Annotated in this window: 17 protein-coding genes; 11 read left to right on the plus strand and 6 right to left on the minus strand. The window is 61.6% G+C overall.

All coding sequences use genetic code 11. The annotated features are described in order from the left end of the window. The first annotated feature begins 186 nt into the window (after positions 1-186). Complete coding sequence (locus FAZ98_RS35425) at positions 187-570, plus strand: hypothetical protein (RefSeq protein ID WP_199272356.1); 384 nt, start codon at positions 187-189, stop codon at positions 568-570. A 44-nt stretch (positions 571-614) separates the two neighbouring features. On the opposite strand, the gene FAZ98_RS21220 is transcribed toward FAZ98_RS35425, so the two are convergent. Then, on the minus strand, positions 615-1,523 hold the full coding sequence (locus FAZ98_RS21220; protein WP_158953486.1) for a LysR family transcriptional regulator: 909 nt from the start codon (positions 1,521-1,523) through the stop codon (positions 615-617). Positions 1,524-1,660: 137 nt separating this feature from the next. Here FAZ98_RS21220 and metE point away from each other — a divergent pair, with 137 nt between their 5' ends. The 4 genes from metE to FAZ98_RS21240 all read left to right on the plus strand — a co-directional run bounded on the left by metE (position 1,661) and on the right by FAZ98_RS21240 (position 6,988). Continuing rightward, a complete protein-coding gene (gene metE / locus FAZ98_RS21225) occupies positions 1,661-3,955 on the plus strand; it encodes a 5-methyltetrahydropteroyltriglutamate--homocysteine S-methyltransferase (protein WP_158953488.1) in 2,295 nt (764 codons plus the stop codon). Positions 3,956-4,251: 296 nt separating this feature from the next. Next, positions 4,252-5,235, plus strand: coding sequence for a DUF1852 domain-containing protein (locus tag FAZ98_RS21230; protein ID WP_158953490.1), 984 nt, complete (start codon positions 4,252-4,254; stop codon positions 5,233-5,235). Positions 5,236-5,262: 27 nt separating this feature from the next. After that, positions 5,263-6,291, plus strand: coding sequence for a methionine synthase (locus tag FAZ98_RS21235; RefSeq protein ID WP_158953492.1), 1,029 nt, complete (start codon positions 5,263-5,265; stop codon positions 6,289-6,291). Between the two features lie 187 nt (positions 6,292-6,478). Then, entirely contained in the window at positions 6,479-6,988 is a 510-nt protein-coding gene (locus FAZ98_RS21240) for a flavin reductase family protein (RefSeq protein ID WP_158953494.1), read from the plus strand. A 277-nt stretch (positions 6,989-7,265) separates the two neighbouring features. Here the strand turns inward: FAZ98_RS21240 and FAZ98_RS21245 are convergent, their stop codons facing one another. The 3 genes from FAZ98_RS21245 to FAZ98_RS21255 all read right to left on the minus strand — a co-directional run bounded on the left by FAZ98_RS21245 (position 7,266) and on the right by FAZ98_RS21255 (position 11,019). Then, a complete protein-coding gene (locus tag FAZ98_RS21245; RefSeq protein ID WP_158953496.1) occupies positions 7,266-8,456 on the minus strand; it encodes a porin in 1,191 nt (396 codons plus the stop codon). 115 nt (positions 8,457-8,571) lie between these two features. Next, positions 8,572-9,900, minus strand: a complete 1,329-nt coding sequence (locus FAZ98_RS21250; RefSeq protein WP_158953498.1) for an MFS transporter — start codon at positions 9,898-9,900, stop codon at positions 8,572-8,574. Positions 9,901-9,957: 57 nt separating this feature from the next. Continuing rightward, entirely contained in the window at positions 9,958-11,019 is a 1,062-nt protein-coding gene (locus tag FAZ98_RS21255) for a lactonase family protein (protein WP_233272809.1), read from the minus strand. Positions 11,020-11,287: 268 nt separating this feature from the next. On the opposite strand from FAZ98_RS21255, the gene acnA reads away from it, so the two are divergent. Genes acnA through FAZ98_RS21270 form a run of 3 tightly spaced genes read left to right on the plus strand, consistent with a single transcriptional unit; the run spans position 11,288 to position 15,619 of the window. Continuing rightward, positions 11,288-13,918 (plus strand): aconitate hydratase AcnA, encoded by a 2,631-nt coding sequence (acnA, locus tag FAZ98_RS21260; protein ID WP_158953500.1) that lies wholly within the window; start codon positions 11,288-11,290, stop codon positions 13,916-13,918. 30 nt (positions 13,919-13,948) lie between these two features. After that, positions 13,949-14,842 carry a GntR family transcriptional regulator gene (locus FAZ98_RS21265; RefSeq protein WP_158953502.1) on the plus strand — a complete coding sequence of 298 codons (894 nt, stop codon included), beginning with the start codon at positions 13,949-13,951 and terminating at the stop codon, positions 14,840-14,842. Positions 14,843-14,881: 39 nt separating this feature from the next. Continuing rightward, on the plus strand, positions 14,882-15,619 hold the full coding sequence (locus FAZ98_RS21270; RefSeq protein ID WP_158953504.1) for an ABC transporter substrate-binding protein: 738 nt from the start codon (positions 14,882-14,884) through the stop codon (positions 15,617-15,619). A 109-nt stretch (positions 15,620-15,728) separates the two neighbouring features. Here the strand turns inward: FAZ98_RS21270 and FAZ98_RS21275 are convergent, their stop codons facing one another. Beyond that, a complete protein-coding gene (locus tag FAZ98_RS21275; protein ID WP_158953506.1) occupies positions 15,729-16,580 on the minus strand; it encodes a helix-turn-helix domain-containing protein in 852 nt (283 codons plus the stop codon). Between the two features lie 166 nt (positions 16,581-16,746). On the opposite strand from FAZ98_RS21275, the gene FAZ98_RS21280 reads away from it, so the two are divergent. Both FAZ98_RS21280 and FAZ98_RS21285 read left to right on the plus strand, forming a co-directional pair. Next, on the plus strand, positions 16,747-17,361 hold the full coding sequence (locus tag FAZ98_RS21280) for an HD domain-containing protein (RefSeq protein ID WP_325072523.1): 615 nt from the start codon (positions 16,747-16,749) through the stop codon (positions 17,359-17,361). Between the two features lie 54 nt (positions 17,362-17,415). Then, entirely contained in the window at positions 17,416-18,000 is a 585-nt protein-coding gene (locus FAZ98_RS21285) for a carbonic anhydrase (RefSeq protein WP_158953510.1), read from the plus strand. A gap of 48 nt (positions 18,001-18,048) precedes the next feature. Here FAZ98_RS21285 and FAZ98_RS21290 read toward each other — a convergent pair whose 3' ends face one another. Then, entirely contained in the window at positions 18,049-19,608 is a 1,560-nt protein-coding gene (locus FAZ98_RS21290; protein WP_158953512.1) for a GGDEF domain-containing protein, read from the minus strand. On the opposite strand from FAZ98_RS21290, the gene FAZ98_RS21295 reads away from it, so the two are divergent. Next, a complete protein-coding gene (locus tag FAZ98_RS21295) occupies positions 19,588-19,992 on the plus strand; it encodes a MarR family winged helix-turn-helix transcriptional regulator (RefSeq protein ID WP_158953514.1) in 405 nt (134 codons plus the stop codon). The two genes, FAZ98_RS21290 and FAZ98_RS21295, sit on opposite strands and share 21 nt — an antisense overlap. Positions 19,993-20,056 lie beyond the last annotated feature (64 nt).

Genomic DNA, 20,056 nt, shown 5'->3' on the forward strand with positions numbered 1-20,056 from the left:
GCACTGCCAACAATTCAGGCCGAAGGTTCAAACGCATCGAATAGAAGCGAGTCGGTGCGCATCCGGACACGACCCGCTTTCCAGCCTTCGCAGACATCGCGGCCAGGTGCCAGACGTCGGAAGCGCGCGAACGAGCGCGCTTCCGGGCATCGTCGGTCAGGTTTTCGTCACGACCTCGACGGCGCCATGGTCGTCGCAGTGGTCGCCGTGCGGATGGTGCAGATGCCCGTTGACGAGATAATCGACGTGATCGCCATGCGGCACGGCTTCGTGCCCGCAGCCCGGTCCGTGCACATGCCCGGGCTCATGGCCGCCCGCGCCGTGAGTACAGGTATCGGGGTTCTTGTCGCTAACCTCGACCTTGTGCTCATCGACGTGGTCGCCATGAGGGTGATGCAGATGACCGTCATGCAGATAGTCGACGTGATCACCATGCTGGATGGCCGTATGGCCGCATCCCGGGCCGTGCTTGTGGTCATGATGGGCGTGATGCGGTTCGTTGCAGCTTGCGCTCATGTGTCCTCCCTTGCTGTGATGGTTGCCACGGCCAACGTCTCGTGGCAGCGCTAAGGTAGCATTTTTCGGCGCTTCATTATCCCGGATGTGACCCAGGATCAACTGCGCATGCGCGGCGCCTGCCAGTTCGACTCCCGAGCGAATTCAACGAACGAACTCAGATAATCCACCACCGTATCGCCTTCGCGTGTGCCCAGAAAAATCTGTTTGGCAATGCCTTGCTTGCCCAGCTTGAGTGCCACGAGCGGCATGCGGTCCGCGTATTCCTCCGCGAGCCAGCGCGGCAGCGCGGCCACTCCCCGATGGCTTGCCACCATCTGCAACATGATGTCGGTGGTTTCGATCGTCTTGTGACGGCGCGGTGCGATGTTCGCGGGTCGCAAGAACTGGTTGTAGACGTCGAGCCGGTCGGTTTCCACCGGGTAGGTGATGAGCGTTTCGTCGATGAGCTGTTCGGGTTTCACATAACGCACGTTGGCAAGCCGGTGGCCCTCTGCCACGACGAGCACCTGTTCGTAGTCGAATACGGGTTCGAAACGCAAGCCGGGCCGGTTGAGCGGGTCGGGCGTCACGAGCACGTCGATGTCGTAGCCGATCAATGCGCCAATGCCACCAAACTGAAAGCGCTGCTTCACGTCCACATCGACGTCGGGCCAGCGCGTCAGATACGGCGAGACGACCTTGAGCAGCCACTGGTAACACGGCGCGCACTCCATGCCGATGCGCAGCGTGCCGCGCTCGCCGGCCGCGTATTGCTTCATGCGCTCCTCGGCGAGTTCGAATTGCGGCAGCAGGCGCTCCGCGAGCGAGAGCAGATATTGCCCGGCCTGTGTCAGCCGAAGGCTGCGGCCTTCACGGTGCCAGATTGGGGTGCCAAGCTGATGCTCGATTTTCTTGACGGTATGACTGAGCGCCGACTGCGTGAGAAACAACGATTCCGCGGCAGCGGTCAGGGAACCCTGGCGCGCGACTTCGCGTACGAGGACAAGATGAACACGCTCGAGCATGGGATCAACCCGAAAAACGAGGAATGAAAAAATCTAATGTATCGATGAAATAATGCCATTTTTATTCATTTGCAGGTAGCCCTATTATTCCTGCCACCTTCGAAGCATCTCCGCACTCTCAAAGGATGGCAGCGCACATGGTCACCACGCACAATCTCGGATTCCCGCGCATCGGCGCGAAACGCGAACTGAAATTCGGTCTCGAACGCTACTGGAAGGGCGAGTCGTCGCGCGACGAACTCGAGGCCCTTGGCGTTGAACTGCGCGCGCGCCACTGGACGAACCAGCAGGCACTCGATCTCGTGCCGGTCGGCGACTTCGCGTTCTATGACCAGGTGCTCGACATGAGCTTTACGCTCGGCAATCTGCCCGAGCGCGTGCAGGGTTTTCACGGCGATACGCTCGACAACTACTTCCGCGTCGCGCGCGGCCGCTCGGCGCAGAGTGCCGAAGAGCACGCGGGCTGCTGCGGCGGCGTGGCCGCAGGGGAAATGACGAAGTGGTTCGACACGAACTACCACTACATCGTCCCGGAATTCACGGCAAACACGCAGTTTAATCTCGACACCTCGCGTCTTTCGGAACAACTGCGCGAAGCCCGGACGCTGGGCGTAAACGCGAAGCCGGTGATCGTCGGTCCGCTCACGTACCTGTGGCTCGGCAAGGCGAAGGACGAGTCGGACAAGCTTGCTTTGCTGCCGCGCCTGATGCCGGTGTATCGCGCGCTGCTCAGCCATTTCAAGGCGCTGGGCGTGGAGTGGGTGCAGATCGACGAGCCGATCCTCGTGACGGAACTCGAACCCGCCTGGCGCGAAGCATTCAAGACCGCCTACGAAGGCTTCGAGCAGCGTGGCGTGAAGCTGCTGCTGGTCACTTACTTCGGAGAGCTGAAGGACAATCTGGATCTCGCGTGCACATTGCCAGTGGACGGTTTGCATATCGATGCAATCAACGCGCGTGACGAATTGGCGCTCGCTGCGCACAAGCTGCCCGCGCAAAGCGTGCTTTCCGTGGGCGCCATCAACGGCCGCAACATCTGGAAGACCGATCTCGGTGCGACGCTCGACTGGCTCGAACCGCTCGCGCGGCAGCTAGGCGAACGTTTGTGGATCGCGCCGTCGTGCTCGCTGCTGCACGTGCCGGTCGATCTCGCGAGCGAGGAAAAACTCGACGCCGGGATTCGCTCGTGGCTCGCGTTCGCGCTGCAAAAGCTCGACGAGCTAAACGTGCTTGCCACCGCGCTCAACGCCGGCCGCGATGCCGTTGCCGTCGAACTCGCCGCGAATGCTGCCGCGATCGCCGCGCGCCGCCAGTCGCCGCGCGTGAACAACCCGGCGGTGAAGGCGGCGATGGCACGCATCGACGCAAAACTCGGCAATCGTCAGAGCGCATACGCCGAACGCGCAACGAAGCAGGCCGCGTTGCTCAGGCTGCCCGCTTTCCCGACCACGACTATCGGCTCGTTCCCGCAAACGGCCGGGATTCGCCAGGCACGCAGCCACTACAAGAGCGGTGCGCTCGACTATGCGGCTTATCAAAGCGCAATGCGTGCCGAAATCGAGCACAGCGTGCGCGAGCAGGAAGCACTGGGTCTCGACGTGCTCGTGCACGGCGAAGCCGAGCGCAACGACATGGTCGAGTACTTCGGCGAGCAACTCGACGGCTACGCGTTCAGTCAGTTCGGCTGGGTGCAGTCGTACGGTTCGCGCTGTGTGAAGCCGCCCATTCTGTTTGGCGATATCAGCCGCCCGCGCGCGATGACGGTCGAGTGGATCACCTACGCGCAGTCGCTCACGAACAAGCCGATGAAGGGCATGCTCACGGGGCCGGTCACCATTCTCAACTGGTCGTTCGTGCGCGACGATCAACCGCGTTCGATGTCGTGCTATCAGCTTGCGCTGGCGATTCGCGAGGAAGTGCTGGATCTGGAGAAGGCCGGCGTGCGCGTGATCCAGATCGACGAAGCCGCGTTGCGCGAAGGCTTGCCGCTGCGCCGCGCGCAGTGGGCCGAATATCTGCGCTGGGCCGTGGAATCGTTCCGTATCACGGCAAACGGCGTAGCCGACGAAACGCAGATCCACACGCATATGTGCTATTCGGAGTTCAACGACATCATCGCGTCGATCGCCGGGATGGACGCCGATGTGATCACGATCGAAACATCGCGCTCGGACATGGAACTGCTCGACGCGTTCGATCACTTCAAGTACCCGAACGAGATCGGGCCGGGCGTGTACGACATTCACTCGCCGAACATTCCGACCGAAGCTCATATCGTGCAACTGATGCAGAAGGCGGCAGAGCGCATTCCGGCCGGGCGCTTGTGGGTGAACCCGGACTGCGGTCTGAAGACGCGCCAGTGGGCCGAGGTGATTCCCGCGCTCACCAATATGGTCGCGGCCGCGAAAGCGTTGCGCAGCCAGGCGCATTGACCCGCTGCACCGCACTGCATTGCATTGCTTGCATGCCCCGAGCTTGTCTTGGGGCGCGCTTCTTCTTTCGCACCACGAACCGCACCGCGTTGACGGAAATTGCCGGTGCGCGGAAAGGGCTCGCGAACGAGTCGCAGGGCGTTGGCAGACGGAGAGATCCCGTGCTCCGGTCCATGAAACGATCTAATGGAAGCATGAAATCAATTCATTTTTATTCATTGATCGCCTAGCATAAAATACCGGAAAAGCAAACAGTAATCGCAAGTTTTCATCAGAATTTTCGGCGTCAAACCAAAATGAGTAAAGACTTTACCTTTGCTATTAAGAGCATTTGTTTCGATGAAGACTATCAGCCTTCTGAAAACACGCGCATCACGACCAATTTCGCCAACCTGGCGCGAGGAGCGAGTCGCCAGGCGAACCTGCGCAATACTTTCAGGATGATCGACAATCGATTCAATGCTTTGGCGCATTGGGACAACCCGGAAGGCGACCGCTACACCGTCAAGCTGGAAATCATCTCCGTTGAGATGAATATGGAGGGTGAAAATAGCGGTGCCGCGCTCCCTCTGATTGAAATATTGAAGACGAATATTCTCGACCGGAAAACAGGCGAACGTATCGAAGGGATTGCAGGAAATAACTTTTCCTCTTACGTGCGTGATTATGACTTTAGCGTCTTGTTGCTGGAGCATAACAAGAATCAACCGAATTTCAGCACACCGGAAAACTTTGGTGACTTGCACGGGAAGCTGTTCAAGTGCTTCGTGAACTCGAGCGCTTACCAGGACAACTTCGGGAAGCCGCCCGTCATATGTCTTAGCGTTTCGAGCAGCAAAACCTATCGTCGGACCGAAAATCAGCATCCGGTATTGGGTGTGGAATACGAGCAGGATGCGTATTCGTTGACTGACCAGTATTTCGAAAAAATGGGGCTGAAGGTTCGCTATTTCATGCCTCCGAACAGCGCTGCGCCTTTGGCCTTCTATTTTGTTGGCGACTTGCTGGGCGATTACACCAATCTGGAGTTGATCGGCACCATCAGCACGATGGATACCTTCCAGAAGATTTATCGCCCGGAAATTTACAATGCGAACTCAGCAGCGGGTAAGTCCTATCAGCCCAGTTTGAAGCATGAGGATTATTCGCTGACGCGAATTGTTTACGATCGGGAAGAACGTAGCCGGTTGGCTATTGAGCAGGGAAGGTTTGTTGAAGAGCAGTTTATCAAACCCTACCAGGCCGTTCTTGAACAGTGGGCGACTAGCTACGCTCGTTAATCAGTCAAAAATACAAGGTCATCTACTGTGAAAAAATTGCTACCCACTTCGACTGCTGGCAGCCTGCCCAAACCCTCGTGGCTCGCGGAACCCGAGAAACTCTGGTCACCGTGGAAATTGCAGGATGAGGCGCTGATCGAGGGTAAGCAGGATGCCTTGCGGTTGTCGCTGCAAGAGCAACAACACGCGGGCATCGACATCGTCAGCGACGGCGAACAGACGCGTCAGCATTTTGTGACCACGTTTATCGAGCACCTGGACGGCGTGGATTTCGAGAACCGCAAGACCGTGCGAATTCGTGATCGCTACGATGCAAGCGTGCCGACGGTCGTGGGTGCGGTGGCGCGCCGGAAGCCAGTCTTTGTCGAGGATGCGAAGTTCCTGCGCCAGCAAACGAAGCAACCCATCAAATGGGCGCTGCCCGGCCCGATGACGATGATCGACACGCTCTATGACGATCACTACAAGAGCCGCGAAAAACTGGCGTGGGAATTCGCCGGCATCCTGAATCAGGAAGCCCGCGAACTGGAAGCTGCCGGGGTCGATATCATCCAATTCGACGAACCCGCCTTCAATGTGTTCTTCGACGAGGTGAACGAGTGGGGCGTGGCCACGCTGGAACGAGCCATTGAAGGGCTCAAGTGCGAAACGGCGGTCCACATTTGCTACGGCTATGGCATCCAGGCCAATACGGACTGGAAGAAGACGCTCGGGTCGGAGTGGCGTCAGTACGAAGAGGCGTTTCCCAAGCTGCAAAAGTCCAGCATTGGCATGGTCTCGCTGGAATGCCACAACTCGCACGTGCCGATGGAGCTCATCGAACTCATCCGCGGCAAGAAGGTGATGGTGGGCGCGATTGACGTGGCCAGCAATACCGTTGAAACGCCGGAGGAAGTCGCCAATACGCTGCGCAAAGCACTCCAGTTTGTCGATGCCGACAAGCTCTATCCGTGCACCAACTGCGGCATGGCGCCTCTGTCGCGCGCGATCGCGAAAGGCAAGCTGGAAGCGTTGAGCGCGGGCGCAGAGATCGTCCGAAACGAACTCTCGAACTGATTCAAAGGCGGAAAAGGTCGTCGTGAGTTGCTCGTGACGACCCCACGCAAAAGAGTGAGCGGGCGACCCGGTCGGTTTTCATCGACGGGTCGCCTTTCCCTATTGGCAAAAGCGGAAGTCAGGCAGTATCCCCGGATGACTTCAGGCGATCCCTAACCCGAAGTGCGTCCCGTATCTAGTCCCTACTATGTCACTCCCTGGTAACGCTATCGAGCCATTGCGCTTTCGCGAAGCGCTCGGGCACTACGCATCCGGTATCACGATAATTACCTCGCATATCGAAGGCGAACCGATTGGCTTCACCTGCCAGTCGTTTTATAGCGTGTCAGTGAACCCGCCGCTGGTGTCGTTCAGCGTGATGTCCAGTTCGGCCAGCCTCCCAAAAATTCGCGAAGCGGGGCGATTCGCCGTCAATATCCTGTCGGACGAGCAAATCCCGATTTCTAACCAGTTCGCCCGGCGAGGCACAGACAAGTGGCAGGGCGTCGAATGGCAGGAATCGCCGCTCGGCAATCCCATCATTGCCGGCAGTCTTCATTGGCTCGATTGCGAAATTCACGCCGAACACGCCGCGGGCGATCATGTGATCGTGATTGGCGAAGTGAAAGCGTTGAACCTGCAAGACGCCGGTACTACGCAGCCATTGCTGTACTTCAAAGGTCAATATCGCAACATCGCCGCTCATGGTGTTGTTTGAGCGCTTGTCTCCGCCGGGTGCCATGCAGCGAATCCTTCGTCGATGCTGGCGGAGGATCGCGGTCATCCGATCCCGCATTTCCGCGCCGTTTTGCTCATCCTGTGCGTTAAGGCTTGAGTGCTAACGTCGCGCAAATCCCGGTAGGGAATTTTGAAGCGTCGCTCAGCAACAGCTAACCGTGGCGCCCGGTATCAAACTGATCGCAGATAGACGCATTCATCGGGTCATCATCTGCGCATTTGTTTCGTCATTCGCGCGCGCTTCAACGCGTCGGGCATCAAAACTTGTGCCGAATCCCCGCGCGCAACGAAACCTGCTTGTCGGTGGAAGAAGGCGTGAGTCCTGTGATCTGCGCGACCGCACTTTGACCGAGCGAGTCCGTGCCGCTCGCTTTCTCGTAAACGGCAATCGTATATACGTCCGTGCGCGCTGAAAGAAAATAGTCGAGTCCCGCGCTGAACAGGCTGTAGTTCGCGCCGCCTTTGCCGCCCGCGCCGCCGTTGCGGGTGTAGTCGTAGGCTACGCCCGCGAGCAGGGTGGGCGTGAATTGATACTTCGCGTTGATTTCCGCATTGTTGAACGAGGCCGTGCCACGGTAGCGCAGCGTGTTCGGGCCGGAGGCGGAGCCCATGTCCTCGAAACGTGTATTCGAGTAGGCAAGATTCACGTTGAGCGCACCGAGCGTGACGCCCGCGCCCACGCCCGCAATTTCCAGCCGGTTCGCCGACGCATAGCCCGCAAACACCGGGTTGCTTTCCGCGCTCGTCGCGCTGCCGAAGCTGCCGAGATTGTTGGTCGTGGCCGGTCCCGCATTCGGATTCGCGCCGAAAAACGAGGTATTGGGGTTGCGAATGTTCAGATAGCTCGCGCCAATCGAAAACGGCCCGTGCGCATAGGCCGCGCCGCCGCCCCAGATCCAGTTGTTCGAGAATGAGCCGGGCGTGCCGCCGAGCGTCATCATCGCCTCGATCGTCAGGCCGCGATAACTGGCGCTGCGAAACTTGATCGAATTGTTGATGCGCCGTGTGTTGAGCGCATTGTCCAGATCGCTCGGGTGCGACGACATATAGCCGGCCCATTGCGGCGCGGCCAGAAACGGCCCGTATAAATCGACCACGGGGTCGTACTGACGACCTAGCGTGAGCGTGCCAATGTCGTTGCTGCGCAAGCCCACATAGGCCTGACGGCCGAATAGCGCGCCGCCCTGGTTCAGCATGCCGTTGTTGCTATAGAGGCCGCTTTCGAGCAAGAACAGCGCCTTGAGTCCGCCGCCCAGATCTTCCACGCCGCGAAACCCCCAGCGGCTGCCTTGCAAGCCTGCCGAGCCGCCTTCGATCATGGCGATCTGGCGGCCGCCTGCGAGGCCCGAAGCGGTTTTTGCGCTTTGCACGTTATTGGTGTAGTTGATGCCGCTGTCGATGATGCCGTAGAGCGTCACGCTGCTTTGCGCGATTGCAGCGCTGCTCATCGTGCTAAGGATTGCGAAGGAAATGGCATGCCGCTTGTTCATCGAGTTGTCTCCTCTAATACGTTTATTTTGTGCTGGAAGCCGGGCAGGCTTGCCCGGCGTTGCTGCTTCGGGTTTAGTGGCCGTGATTCGCCACGGCACCGTGCGCGTCGTCGGGCGAGGGCGTTTCGTAAATGCGGATAAAGAACGTCATCAGGAATGCCATGACCAGCAGCGCGGAAAGAAACAGCAGTCCCGGCGTCGCGCTCTGGCCCGAGCCCTTGATATAGCCAATAGCGAACGGTCCTGCGAAACCGCCAAGATTACCCACGGAATTGATCACGGCGATGGAAACAGCGGCTGTGGAACGCGTGAGAAAGAGCGTGGGCAATGCCCAGAACGGCGACTTGAACGCGTAGAGTCCCGCGAGGCTGAAGCTGATCATCGTGATCGACACATACGGGTTCGTGGTGAGACCCGCGCCCAGTAATGCGAGCGCGGCCACGGCCAGCGGCACGGCCGAATGAAGGCGCCGTTCGTTGCGGCGGTCCGAGTTACGCGACCACAGGATCATCACGACCGTGGCGAACAGGTACGGCACCATCGCGATCAAACCGATCTGCGTGTGGCTCAGCGTTTTCGAAAAGCCCTTGATGATTTGCGGCATCCAGTAACCCACGCCCAGACTGCCGCATTGGTACACGAAATAGATGAACGAGAGATAGAGCACTTTCGGATTCGTCATCGCTTTGAGCGAGCCGAAATGCTTTGCGGCAGGCCGTGCCTTGCGGTCGCCTTCGAGTTCGGCGAGCAGCCACTCGCGTTCTTCGGGCGCGAGCCATTTCGCGAGCGCGGGGCGGTCGGTCAGATAGAGAAAGCAGAGCACGCCGCCGATCAAGGCGGGCGCACCTTCGAGCACCAGCATCCAGCGCCAGCCGCTCCAGCCGAACCAGTGCACGGTGTCCATGACCCACGTGCTCAGCGGCGCGCCGATGATGTACGACACGGGAATCGCCGCGGTGAACAGCGCAACCGTGGTGGCGAGTTCTTTCGCGCGAAACCAGTAGGTCAGATACACGATGATGCCGGGAAAGAAGCCGGCCTCGGCCACGCCCAGCAGAAAGCGCAGCGCATAAAGCTGGGTGGCGTTCTGCACGAAAGCCGAGCCCACCGAAACGAGGCCCCAGGTCACCAGAATGCGCGCAATCCACACGCGCGCCCCATACTTGTTGAGCATGACATTACTTGGCACTTCGAACAAAAAATAGCCAATAAAAAAGATGCCGGAAGCAAAGCCGAACGCTTCGCTCGTGAGCGCCAGTTCGTGATTCATCTGCAGCGCGGCGTAGCCAATATTGGCGCGGTCGATATACGAAATGACGTAAAGAATGAACACGAACGGAATGATGCGCCAGGCGATCTTGCGCACGAGCGCGCGTTCGTCGATTGCGGGAGTGGCTTGCATGGATGTCTCCACCGGCGGCGCGCGGCCGCCGGTTTTTTGCGTGGGATGAGCGGCGCGTTATGCGGCGTGTGTCGAAAACACCATGCACACGGGGCTGCCCGATTCGGCGACGAAACCCGTAGGCGTGAGGCGTCCCGACTGGGCATCCACGCTGAACGCGACGATCGTGTCGCTGTCTTCGTTGAGCGCATACAGGAAGCGGCCGTCGGGCGTGCTCGTCATGAAGCGCGGCGTCTTGCCGAGCGTCGGTTCGGCGTGCACGAAGCGTAGATGGCCGGTCGCCGCGTTGATGGCGAACACGGCAATGCTGTCGTCGCCGCGATTCGAGGCGTAGAGAAAGCGGCCGCTGCGATCGACTTCGATCTCCGAGGCGCGGCTGTCGCCCGTGAACGTTTCCGGCAGCGCGGAGAGCACCTGGAACGGCGCGAGCGCGCCTGTCGCGGCGTCGTAACGGTAGCTCGTCACGGTCGAGTCGAGTTCGTTGACGATCCACGCATACTGGCCGCCGGGATGAAACGCGAGATGGCGCGGCCCGGCACCTTCGCGCGAGGCGACGAACGGCGTGGCGGCGGGCGTGAGCGTGCCGTTTTCAAAGCGGAACGAGAATGTGCGGTCGAGGCCCTTGTCGGGAACGATCACGAAACGCCCGCCCGGGTCGAACGGGTTGAAGTGCGGCTTCGACTGCTTTTGTTCGATGCGGTGCGGCCCGATCGGTCCTTCGAGATGCACGAGCTGCGTGAGCGGCAGCAGCGAGCCATCGGCGGCGACGGGCAGCACGGCGAGACTCGCGCCGATGTGATTCGACACGACCACGTGGCGCTCGAGCGGATCGAGCGCGAGATGCACGGGATTCTTGCCCTGCGTGCTCTGCGTGTTGAGGAACGTGAGTGTGCCGCTCGCCTTGTCCACGGCGAACGCGCTGATGTCGCTCATGTCGCCGTGCACGGTGTAAAGGCGCTCGCCATTGCGGCTGAGAGCGAGAAACGACGGATTCACGAGGTCCTTCGCGAGTTGCACGAGCGTGAGCGCGCCGGTCGTCGTATCGACCTGATAAACGCTGATGCCGTCGCCGCGGGCGTTGCGTTCGCGCGTGGTGCGCGAGCCGACGTAAGCAAACATGGATGACTGTCCTTTCAAAACGGGGTGATGCGGTTCCTCTCGGGCCGCCGGTTGCGCCAAAGCGTGCCGTGGCGCCGCGCCCAGGGTGGCCAGTGCGCCGAACGACGCCGCGCCCAGCACGAGCTTGCGCCGCAAGGTGTCGGGCGATGGCGCGATCACGGGCATAACAGCGGCCACGGCGGCTTGTCTCACGGCTGTCTCCTGATTTTTTGCATTTCGGGTTTCCACTGGATTGCATTTTGACCTGGATAAGTGCAAAAATACACTCATGGAAAACACCGACACCCCACCGATCGCTCGTCTGGAGATTTCAGGCGTCCCGCTGCGCTATGTCGATTTGCCCGCGATGTTCGGCGCGAATCTGCGCGAATTGCCCGTGGTGCTGCGCCTGCTGCTCGAAAACGTGATCCGCAATACCGAAGGCGGCGAGCGCCGCGAAGCCGTCGACGCGATCCTCGCCTGGCGCGAGCGTGCGACGAGCGAGCACGAGATCGCGTTCCAGCCCAATCGCGTGCTGATGCACGACACGACCAGCACACCCGCGCTCGTCGATATCGCGGCCATGCGCGACGCGCTCGCCGAGGCGGGCGCCGATCCCGCGGCGCTCAATCCGGTGTTGCCGGTGGATTCGTCGGTCGATCATTCGCTGGCGGTCGAATACTTCGGCGCAGCCGATGCCGCGCCGCGCAATCTCGCGCTCGAACTGCGCCGCAATGCGGAGCGCTACCGCTTTCTGCGCTGGGCTTCGCGCGCGCTGACCGGCGTGCGCATTCACGCGCCCGGCACGGGCATCATGCATACGATCAACCTGGAGCAGCTCGCGAGCGTGGTGACGCGCACGATGCGCGACGGCGAGGCGTGGGCCGTGCCCGATACGCTGATCGGTACCGACAGCCACACGCCGATGATCAACGGCATCGGCGTGCTCGGCTGGGGCGTGGGCGGACTCGAGGCGCAAACGGTCATGTTCGGCATGCCCGTGATGCAGCGCATTCCCGACGTGATCGGCGTGAAACTCACGGGCGCATTGCCGCCCGGCGCGCTCGCGACCGACCTCGCGTTGACCGTCACGCAGCGCCTGCGCGCGATTGGCGTGTCGGGCGAATTCGTCGAATTCTTCGGGCCGGGCGTGGCGACGTTGACGGCGGGAGAGCGCGCCGTGGTCGCGAACATGGCGCCGGAATACGGTGCGTCCACCGGCTTTTTCCCCGTGGATGCGCGCACGCTCGAGTATTTGCGCGCGACGCATCGCAGCGAGGAGGCCGAGCAACTCGTCGAGGCTTACACGCGCGCGGCGGGCCTGTGGTTCGATCCCGAAGCCGCGCCGCGCTACACGCGCACGATCGAGATCGATCTCGCGCGCATCGGCATGCACGTGGCCGGGCCGCGCCGGCCGCAGGATCTGCTCGATTACACGGCGCTGCCGGCAACGCTCGCGAAGCTCGACTTCACGCCCCCGGCACGCGAAGCGGAGATGCCGCGCCATCCCGTGGCGATCGCGGCCATCACGAGTTGCACGAACACGTCCGATCCCGCGCTGCTGATCGCCGCCGGTCTGGTGGCGCGTAAAGCCCGCGAAAAAGGCCTCACGGTGCCCGCGTGGATCAAGACCTCGCTCGCGCCGGGTTCGCCCGCCGCGGCCGCGTATCTCGCGCGCGCTGGCTTGATCGACGATCTTTCGGCCGTGGGCTTCGATATCGTCGGTTATGGCTGCACGACCTGCATCGGCAATTCGGGGCCGCTAACGGAAAGCGTGCGCGACGCGCAAGCCGGAGGCCGCATCTATCCGGTGGCGGTGCTGTCGGGCAACCGCAATTTCGCGGGCCGTATTCATCCCGATCTCGATCTCGGCTTCATCATGTCGCCGCCGCTCGTGATCGCATTCGCGCTCGCGGGCAACGCGGAGATCGACCTGAGCCGCGAGCCGGTGCAGCGCGCCGCCAATGGCACGCCGGTGTATCTGCGCGATCTGTGGCCCACGCGCGAGGAAGTGGCGGCGTTGGTGGCGCAATCGGCCGATCCCGAGGATTACCCGCGCGCGTTCGCCGTGGCGAGCCGCAATCCCGCGTGGCACGAACTCGCGGCGCCTTCGAGCGCGCGCTTCCCGTGGGGCGCGGCGTCCACGGCGTTGCGCCGGCCGCCGTTCGCGTCGCTCGATCAAGGCAGCCAGCTCGGCCGTTATCGCGCGTATCCGCTGCTCGTGCTCGGCGACGACGTGACGACCGATCACATCTCGCCCGCGAGCGCGATTCCGAAGGACAGCTTCGTCGCGGACTTTCTCGTTTCGCGCGGCGACGATCGCGACGACCTCAACGTGTTCGCCTCGCGGCGCGGCAACTGGGAAGTGATGATGCGCGCGGCGTTCTACAACAAGACGCTCGTGAATCGCCTGAAACCGGGCATGCCGGTCGCGCACACGCTGCATGTACCGAGCGGCGATGTGCTACCGATCCACGAAGCCGCGCAACGCTACGCGCAACATGGCGACGCGGTGGTGTTGATCGCGGGCGAACGCTACGGCACGGGTTCGTCGCGCGACTGGGCCGCGAAAGGGCAGCGTCTGCTCGGTATTCGCGCGGTGCTGGCCGCGAGCTTCGAGCGCATTCATCGTTCGAACCTTATCGGCATGGGTATTCTGCCGTTGCGCTTCGCGCCGGGGACGCACCCGGATAGCCTCGCGATCGGGCCGGGTGATATGCTCGAAGTCGAAGCGGATGCCGCCGCCATCACGCCGCGTTGCGCGGTGCCGGTGCGTATCGTGCGCGCCGACGGCCGTATCGATTCGATCGACGCGCGCGCGGCCGTGGAAACGCAACTCGAATGCACGCTGTTGCGTTCGGGCGGCGTGATTCCGCTGATCCTGCAACAGACGCTCGCGCGCGGAGGCAAAAACCGCTAACGCCGCGCGCGGCGTCAATCGCCGACTGACATGATTGACCGATCCATCGCGACGCAAATTCTCGAACTGATCCGCAACGAAGGGCTCGAAACGGGCGCGCATCTGCCTGCGCAAATGCTCGCCGACCGCTTGCGCGTGTCGCGCTCGCCCGTGAACGAAGCGCTCGCGCTGCTGCACGAAAAAGGCGTGCTCACGCGTGAAAAGAATCGCGGCTTCTTTGTCGCGCGGCCGGTGGTGGCGTCGTTGTCGAACGTGGTGGAAGAACTCGGTCTCGCGGAAACGGACGTGATCACGAGCGTCTATTTCCGCATTGCCGACGATCTGCTCAAAGGCGAATTGCCGAATGAGTTTTCCGAGCAGATGATACGCACGCGTTACGGCCTGACCAGCGCGCAGCTCACGGCTGTGCTCGGGCGCATTGCGCAGGAAGGCTGGGCCGAGCGCAAACCCGGTTACGGCTGGGAGTTTTCGCCCATGCTCACGACGCCGGACAGCCTGCTCAAGTCGTACCGGCTGCGCCTCGCGCTGGAGCCGGCCGCGTTGCTGGAGCCCGGCTACAAGCTCGAACGCAAGGTGCTCGAACGTTGCCGCGAAACGGAAAAGCATCTGCTGGCCGGCGGTATCGAAACCGACACGGCCGATCAGTTGCACGACCGCGGCGTGCGCTTTCACGAGTCGCTCGTGGAGGCGTCGGGCAATACGTTTTTCATCGACACGATCCGGCGCGTGAATCGTGTGCGCCGTTTGCTCTCGTATCGGTCGATGCAGCATCGCGAACGTTATGTCGAACACGCGAAGCAGCATTTGCATGTGCTCGAATTGCTCGAACGCGAGCACAACGAGGAAGCTGCCGAGGAACTGCGCCAGCATTTGCTGCATACGCTCGACGCGCTCTCGCGCATTCGCGAGATTTTCGAACCCTGATCCGCGCGCGCCCGTGCGCGGTCTCAACAGCGAAACCCGATGACCCTCGACTCCGCCCTCGTCCACGCCTTCGCGCCCACGGGCACGCTGCGCGCCTCCATCAATCTCGGCAATCCGATTCTCGCCAACCGCGACACGCAATCAGGCGAGCCGTTCGGCGTTTCCGTCGATCTCGCGCGCGCCTTCGCGGAGCGTCTTGACGTGCCGCTCGAACTCGTGGTGTTCGACGCGGCGGGCAAATCGGTCGAAGCCGTGAGCGACGAGCGCGCCGACTTCGGCTTTTTCGCCGTCGATCCCAAACGCGGGGAAACCATCGCGTTCACCGAGCCGTACGTGCTGATCGAAGGCTTCTATCTCGTGCGCGACGACTCGCCGGTCCGCAGCAATGCCGAAATCGATCAGGCGCACAACCGCGTCGTGGTGGGCAAGGGCAGTGCGTACGATCTCTTTCTCACGCGCGAACTCAAGGCCGCGCAGATCGTGCGTGCGCCTACTTCGCCGGCGGTCGTGCAAACGTTTCTCGACGAAAAACTCGAAGTGGCGGCGGGCGTGAAGCAGCAACTCGAAGCCGATGCCGCGAAGGTGGGCGGCTTGCGATTGCTCGACGAACGCTTCATGGTGATTCGTCAGGCAATGGGCGTGGCGAAAAGCCGGGGCGAGGCGGCGGCGGCCGCGCTGGGCGCATTCGTGGAGGACATGAAGCGCTCGGGCTTTGTTGCCGCCGCGCTCGAGCGTCACGGCATTCGAGGCGCATCGGTAGCGCCATGCCAGGATTGATCGCGCCAGATGCCGGGCAGAGAGGTCCAACGGGGCGCGGTTGACGTTCCCCTCCGATGGATCTTGATTGCCGACACCAGGAGACCTTGGTGGGGTGCGAATTCCGCCTTCAGCTCCGGTTGCGAACGAGTGCCTCGTCCAGTAGCGCCTGGTGAAGACGTTCGGTCTCCGCGTCGACCGGCAGCATGCACTCCAACCGCAGCTCCTGTCCCGCAACGGTTTGCGGCGTCCCGACCGTGGTGACCATCGAGAAGAAACGAAGCGTCTGTCCGTCTTTCATGAGGGCCAGTGGTACCACCGGCGACGTCACCGCCGATTCGAGACCCTTGGGGGTCTTCCAGTCGCCGGGCACGCCGGGATACGCCAGCAAACTCTCGAGCAACGCCGTGGTCTGCTCGTCCACGTGTCTGCCCACCGCCTCGCGGTAGACGCGTTGAATGAGACTGATCGCGAGATTGTTCCAGCCGGAAATATGCGGCCGAAGGCGCGCCGGATCGAATATCGCGTGCAGGATGTTGTTCGGCCCCGGCCAACTCGAAACATCAGTAAAGCAGTTGAAAAGGCGCGGCAAGCCCTCGTTCGTCATGAGAACGTTCCAGTAGCGGTCCATCACCACGGCAGGGTACGGTTCTGCATGATGCAGCATCCGTTTGAGCGCCGTCGTCACGCCCAGCATCGCTTCGTCTTCCCACGTGCCCTCTGCGTAGATCGGTGCGTAGCCCGCCGTGAGCAGCAGACCATTGCGATCCCGCAAAGGAATATCGAGCGACTCGGCGAGATCCAGCAGCATTTGCCGGCTCGGTGAACTCCGTCCACTTTCAATGAAGCTGATATGCCGCTGCGACACGCCGCTCGCGAGCGAGAGGCCGAGTTGCGTCTGGCCGCGCACACCGCGCCAGTATCGGAGCAACTCGCCCGTCGCGAGGCGCGTGTTTCTGGATGCCGGGTTCGCTTCGACCATCGTGACTCGCTCCGTGTGTGAATTGAGAGTGTGCCTCAAATGAATCACACGCCGATTACCCGGCGGGTAATTGAGCCGTGCCCGGCGCGGCGAGAGAATCCCGAGTATCGAAAACGGGAATCAACGTACCGGGAACGTTATGAAACCACCTGTCAGCATCGGAGCGTTGACCGCTCCCGATACCGCGCACACACGCAAGGCAATGGCGCTCGTCGAGCACATTCATTCGCGGCCGATGATGGCACATGTGCATCGCACCTGGTGGTTTGCGGCGTATCTCGGGGAAAAACGCGGCTTGAAGTACGACCCCGAGATCGTCTACCTCGCCTCGCTATATCACGACCTCGGTTTAACGGAGCCGTACGGTGCCGGGCAGCGCTTCGAGGTCGATGGCGCCGACGCCGCGAGCCGCCTCCTGCTCGCAGACGGCTACACCAAAGAGAAGGCCGATCTCGTCTGGGACGGTATCGCGCTGCACTCGAGCGGCGGCATTGCCGACCGCAAGCAGGCGGAAATCGCGCTGATCTATCTGGGCGCGCACGTGGACGTATTCGGTCTGTTTCTGGACGAAATCACACCTTCGTTCGTGGACGACGTGCTGCAACTCTATCCGCGCGACGGATTCAAGCTCGCGTTCCAGCAAGCGATTGCCGAAGTCGCGAGAAAAAAGCCGCAGACGGCGGTCGGCACGGGGCTCGCCGACGTCGCGCGCCGTCACGTGCATGGCTTCGACTGTCCGAATGTTTGCGATCTGATCGACCACGCACCCTTCGAAAGCTAGACGGCTTTTCCGCGCAAGTTCCGGCGATGCATTTTCCACTCGAGGAGCAGCAATATGTCGGCGAAATATAGTGAGTACGAATTCCGCACGCAATCGTGGTTCGATCAGGACGACTTCAAAGGCTTCAATCAGGCGATTCCGATGAAGACGATGGTGATCTGCTGCTTCGACCCGCGCGCCGGCGAAGTGCCGCAGGTCGTCGCGGAACACTTCGGCGACGAAGTCTATCCAGGGCAGAACATCCTCGACGCGCAGGGCAACAAGATCGGTCACACGCGCACGCTGTTCGCCGTGTACTGCGCCGCCGGACGTGCCGCCTCGGCATTGCAGTCGGTGGCGACGATGGACTACCTGTTCAAAGTGCAGAAAGTGGTCGTCGTGCATCACTCGTTCTGCGGCGCCACCGGTTTCCGGCCCGACCAGCTGATCGGCAAGTATCACGATTGCCACCACGCCGACATTTCGACGATGTTCGATCACGACAGTCTCGCGATCATGAACTTCGAGGCGTCGCTGCAACACGACGTGAAACTGCTGCGTGACAGCCCGGCCGTGCCGAAGCACGTTCAGCTATACGGCTTCTTCTACGAGATGAACGGCGGCGATCTGATCGAGGTCGTGCGCGACCTGCCCGCGTAACGGGTTCGCGGTTGCTAAAGAGGACGACGGTTGGGGGCGTCGCGACCGTCAGGCCGAAAGCGGCTCGCGCTGGCCGGAATCGGGCAGCGCGACTTGCACGAGGTTGCGTCCGGCGTGCTTGGCCGCATAGAGCGCCATGTCCGCCGCGCCGATGAGCGCGTCCGGCGAACTCTGTCCCAGACGCATGGCGATGCCGATGCTGATCGTGACGCTGACTCGCTGGTTCTCCACGACGAAGTGCAGGTTTTGCACCGCGTCGCGCAATCGTTCTGCGGTGCGGCTCGCTTCTTCGATGGTCGTGCCCGGCAGCACGACCGCGAATTCCTCGCCGCCGAAGCGGGCGAGCAGGTCGGTGCTGCGCAAGCGAGACGCAAGACATTGCGCGACGTGGCACAGGCACGCGTCGCCGGCAAGATGGCCGTAGCGATCGTTGAATGCCTTGAAGAGATCGATATCCGCGAGCAGCAACGCGCCCGTCGCACCGGGTGCGGTCGCGAGCGCGGCGAGCGTCTCGTCGAGCCTGCGCCGGTTGGCGACGCCGGTCAGCGGGTCCGTGTACGAGAGACCGGTCAGCGTTGCATTTTGAGCGGCGAGTTTCTCGCCGCGCAGGCGTTCCAGCAGTCCGTGCAGATAAATGCGGCGCAAGGCGCGTTCGAACGCATGTCCGCCCACCAGCGCCGGAAGCAACAGCGTGTTCATGAAGCCGATCAGAAACATGGCGTCGCTACGGCTGATTTCCGGGCGGACGAACACGGAGAGCGCGTAGACGCCGAGATTGGCAATGAAGAACGCGGCCGCTTGATGGAAGCGCAGCCGGATGAAGATCAGAACGAAGCTGGCTGGCGGAATTGCAAGAAGAAAGTCGCGCTGCGTGACGGGCCCCGGCTTGGCGGTGACGACCAGAATTGCCGCGAGCGTGCAAACGAGACAGCACGCGAGCAGCGCGATTTCGCGCCGGGCAACCCCCACGCTGTTGCGCAGACCGAAGTGGATGATGGCGAGCGTAAGGAGGCTGGCGCCCACCAACTGGATCGCGACACTCGTCCAGTTGGGATTCTCGATGACGATCAGATTCAGCAAGACGCCGAGGCAGAAATAGCCGCCTACACCCCAAAGCGCGATAAAACGCATTTCCCGCAGCCTTTCGACGGCGATGTCGCGCCAATAGCGGGATTCGAGTGCGGCGGGAAAGGCCAGGCGAAAGCCCGAACGCGTCAACTCCGCCTCGGCCAAAACGTCGAGACGAGGTGCGGGTTGCTCGTGACCAGCACCGGAGTGCTCCATTCCTTCCACCCTGTTATGCACGGCCCGCCAGAATACTACAACGAGGCGCGGGCATAGACAGACATTGGCGTGTTGCCTGCACGAGGGCGCTTCGTCGTCGGATCCACGGATAAGACGGCGAAGCGCGGTTGAATGCGCCGCTGAATACTCTCTCTCAAACGACCGCGCGTTTCGAGGAGCGCTCCGGCCGATGGGTAACTTGCTAATATTCGGGTCATTCGGATTCTTGCCTGGCGCACCCTCATGTTCGACCTCGAAAGTTTCGTCCCTTACCGCATTACCGTCCTTGCGTCGCACATCGCGGTGACGTTTGCGCAGCAGCACGCGGAGCGCTTCGGCCTTTCCATTCCGGAGTGGCGCGTGGTGGCCGTGCTCGGGCGCTATGGCGAGCTATCGTCGGGTGAAGTCATGGAGCGCACCAGCATGGACAAGGCCAAAGTCAGCCGCGCGGTGACGAGAATGTCGGCGATGAAACTGATCTCGCGCTCCGACAACGTCAACGACATGCGCAGCAACCGCCTGAAACTCACGCGCAAAGGCCAGCAGATTCACGATCAGATCACCCCGATCGCCACGAATCTCGAACGCGAATTGCTCGACGTCCTCACCGAGAGCGAACGCGAAGTCTTCGTGAATGCGCTGACGAAACTCGACAAGAAAGTGATTGAAATGAGCGCGGGCGATCTGGGCGGCAACGCTCACGTTTGAGCGAGCGGGGAAGCGGACTTCTCGGGAATTTCCCTGGCGGGATCGCTTTCGTCTTTACAGGCGC

The sequence above is a fragment of the Paraburkholderia acidisoli genome, assembly GCF_009789675.1.
Lineage (GTDB): Bacteria > Pseudomonadota > Gammaproteobacteria > Burkholderiales > Burkholderiaceae > Paraburkholderia > Paraburkholderia acidisoli.

What these genes read in the sequence shown, in the direction of transcription:
- acnA (WP_158953500.1), top strand. Translation starts at nt 11,288, where the DNA reads ATGGAAAACACCGACACCCCACCGATCGCTCGTCTGGAGATTTCAGGC.
- FAZ98_RS21220 (WP_158953486.1), bottom strand. Translation starts at nt 1,523, where the DNA reads ATGCTCGAGCGTGTTCATCTTGTCCTCGTACGCGAAGTCGCGCGCCAG.
- FAZ98_RS35425 (WP_199272356.1), top strand. Translation starts at nt 187, where the DNA reads ATGGTCGTCGCAGTGGTCGCCGTGCGGATGGTGCAGATGCCCGTTGAC.
- FAZ98_RS21250 (WP_158953498.1), bottom strand. Translation starts at nt 9,900, where the DNA reads ATGCAAGCCACTCCCGCAATCGACGAACGCGCGCTCGTGCGCAAGATC.
- FAZ98_RS21245 (WP_158953496.1), bottom strand. Translation starts at nt 8,456, where the DNA reads ATGAGCAGCGCTGCAATCGCGCAAAGCAGCGTGACGCTCTACGGCATC.
- FAZ98_RS21275 (WP_158953506.1), bottom strand. Translation starts at nt 16,580, where the DNA reads ATGGTCGAAGCGAACCCGGCATCCAGAAACACGCGCCTCGCGACGGGC.
- metE (WP_158953488.1), top strand. Translation starts at nt 1,661, where the DNA reads ATGGTCACCACGCACAATCTCGGATTCCCGCGCATCGGCGCGAAACGC.
- FAZ98_RS21285 (WP_158953510.1), top strand. Translation starts at nt 17,416, where the DNA reads ATGTCGGCGAAATATAGTGAGTACGAATTCCGCACGCAATCGTGGTTC.
- FAZ98_RS21240 (WP_158953494.1), top strand. Translation starts at nt 6,479, where the DNA reads ATGTCACTCCCTGGTAACGCTATCGAGCCATTGCGCTTTCGCGAAGCG.
- FAZ98_RS21270 (WP_158953504.1), top strand. Translation starts at nt 14,882, where the DNA reads ATGACCCTCGACTCCGCCCTCGTCCACGCCTTCGCGCCCACGGGCACG.
- FAZ98_RS21255 (WP_233272809.1), bottom strand. Translation starts at nt 11,019, where the DNA reads ATGTTTGCTTACGTCGGCTCGCGCACCACGCGCGAACGCAACGCCCGC.
- FAZ98_RS21230 (WP_158953490.1), top strand. Translation starts at nt 4,252, where the DNA reads ATGAGTAAAGACTTTACCTTTGCTATTAAGAGCATTTGTTTCGATGAA.
- FAZ98_RS21265 (WP_158953502.1), top strand. Translation starts at nt 13,949, where the DNA reads ATGATTGACCGATCCATCGCGACGCAAATTCTCGAACTGATCCGCAAC.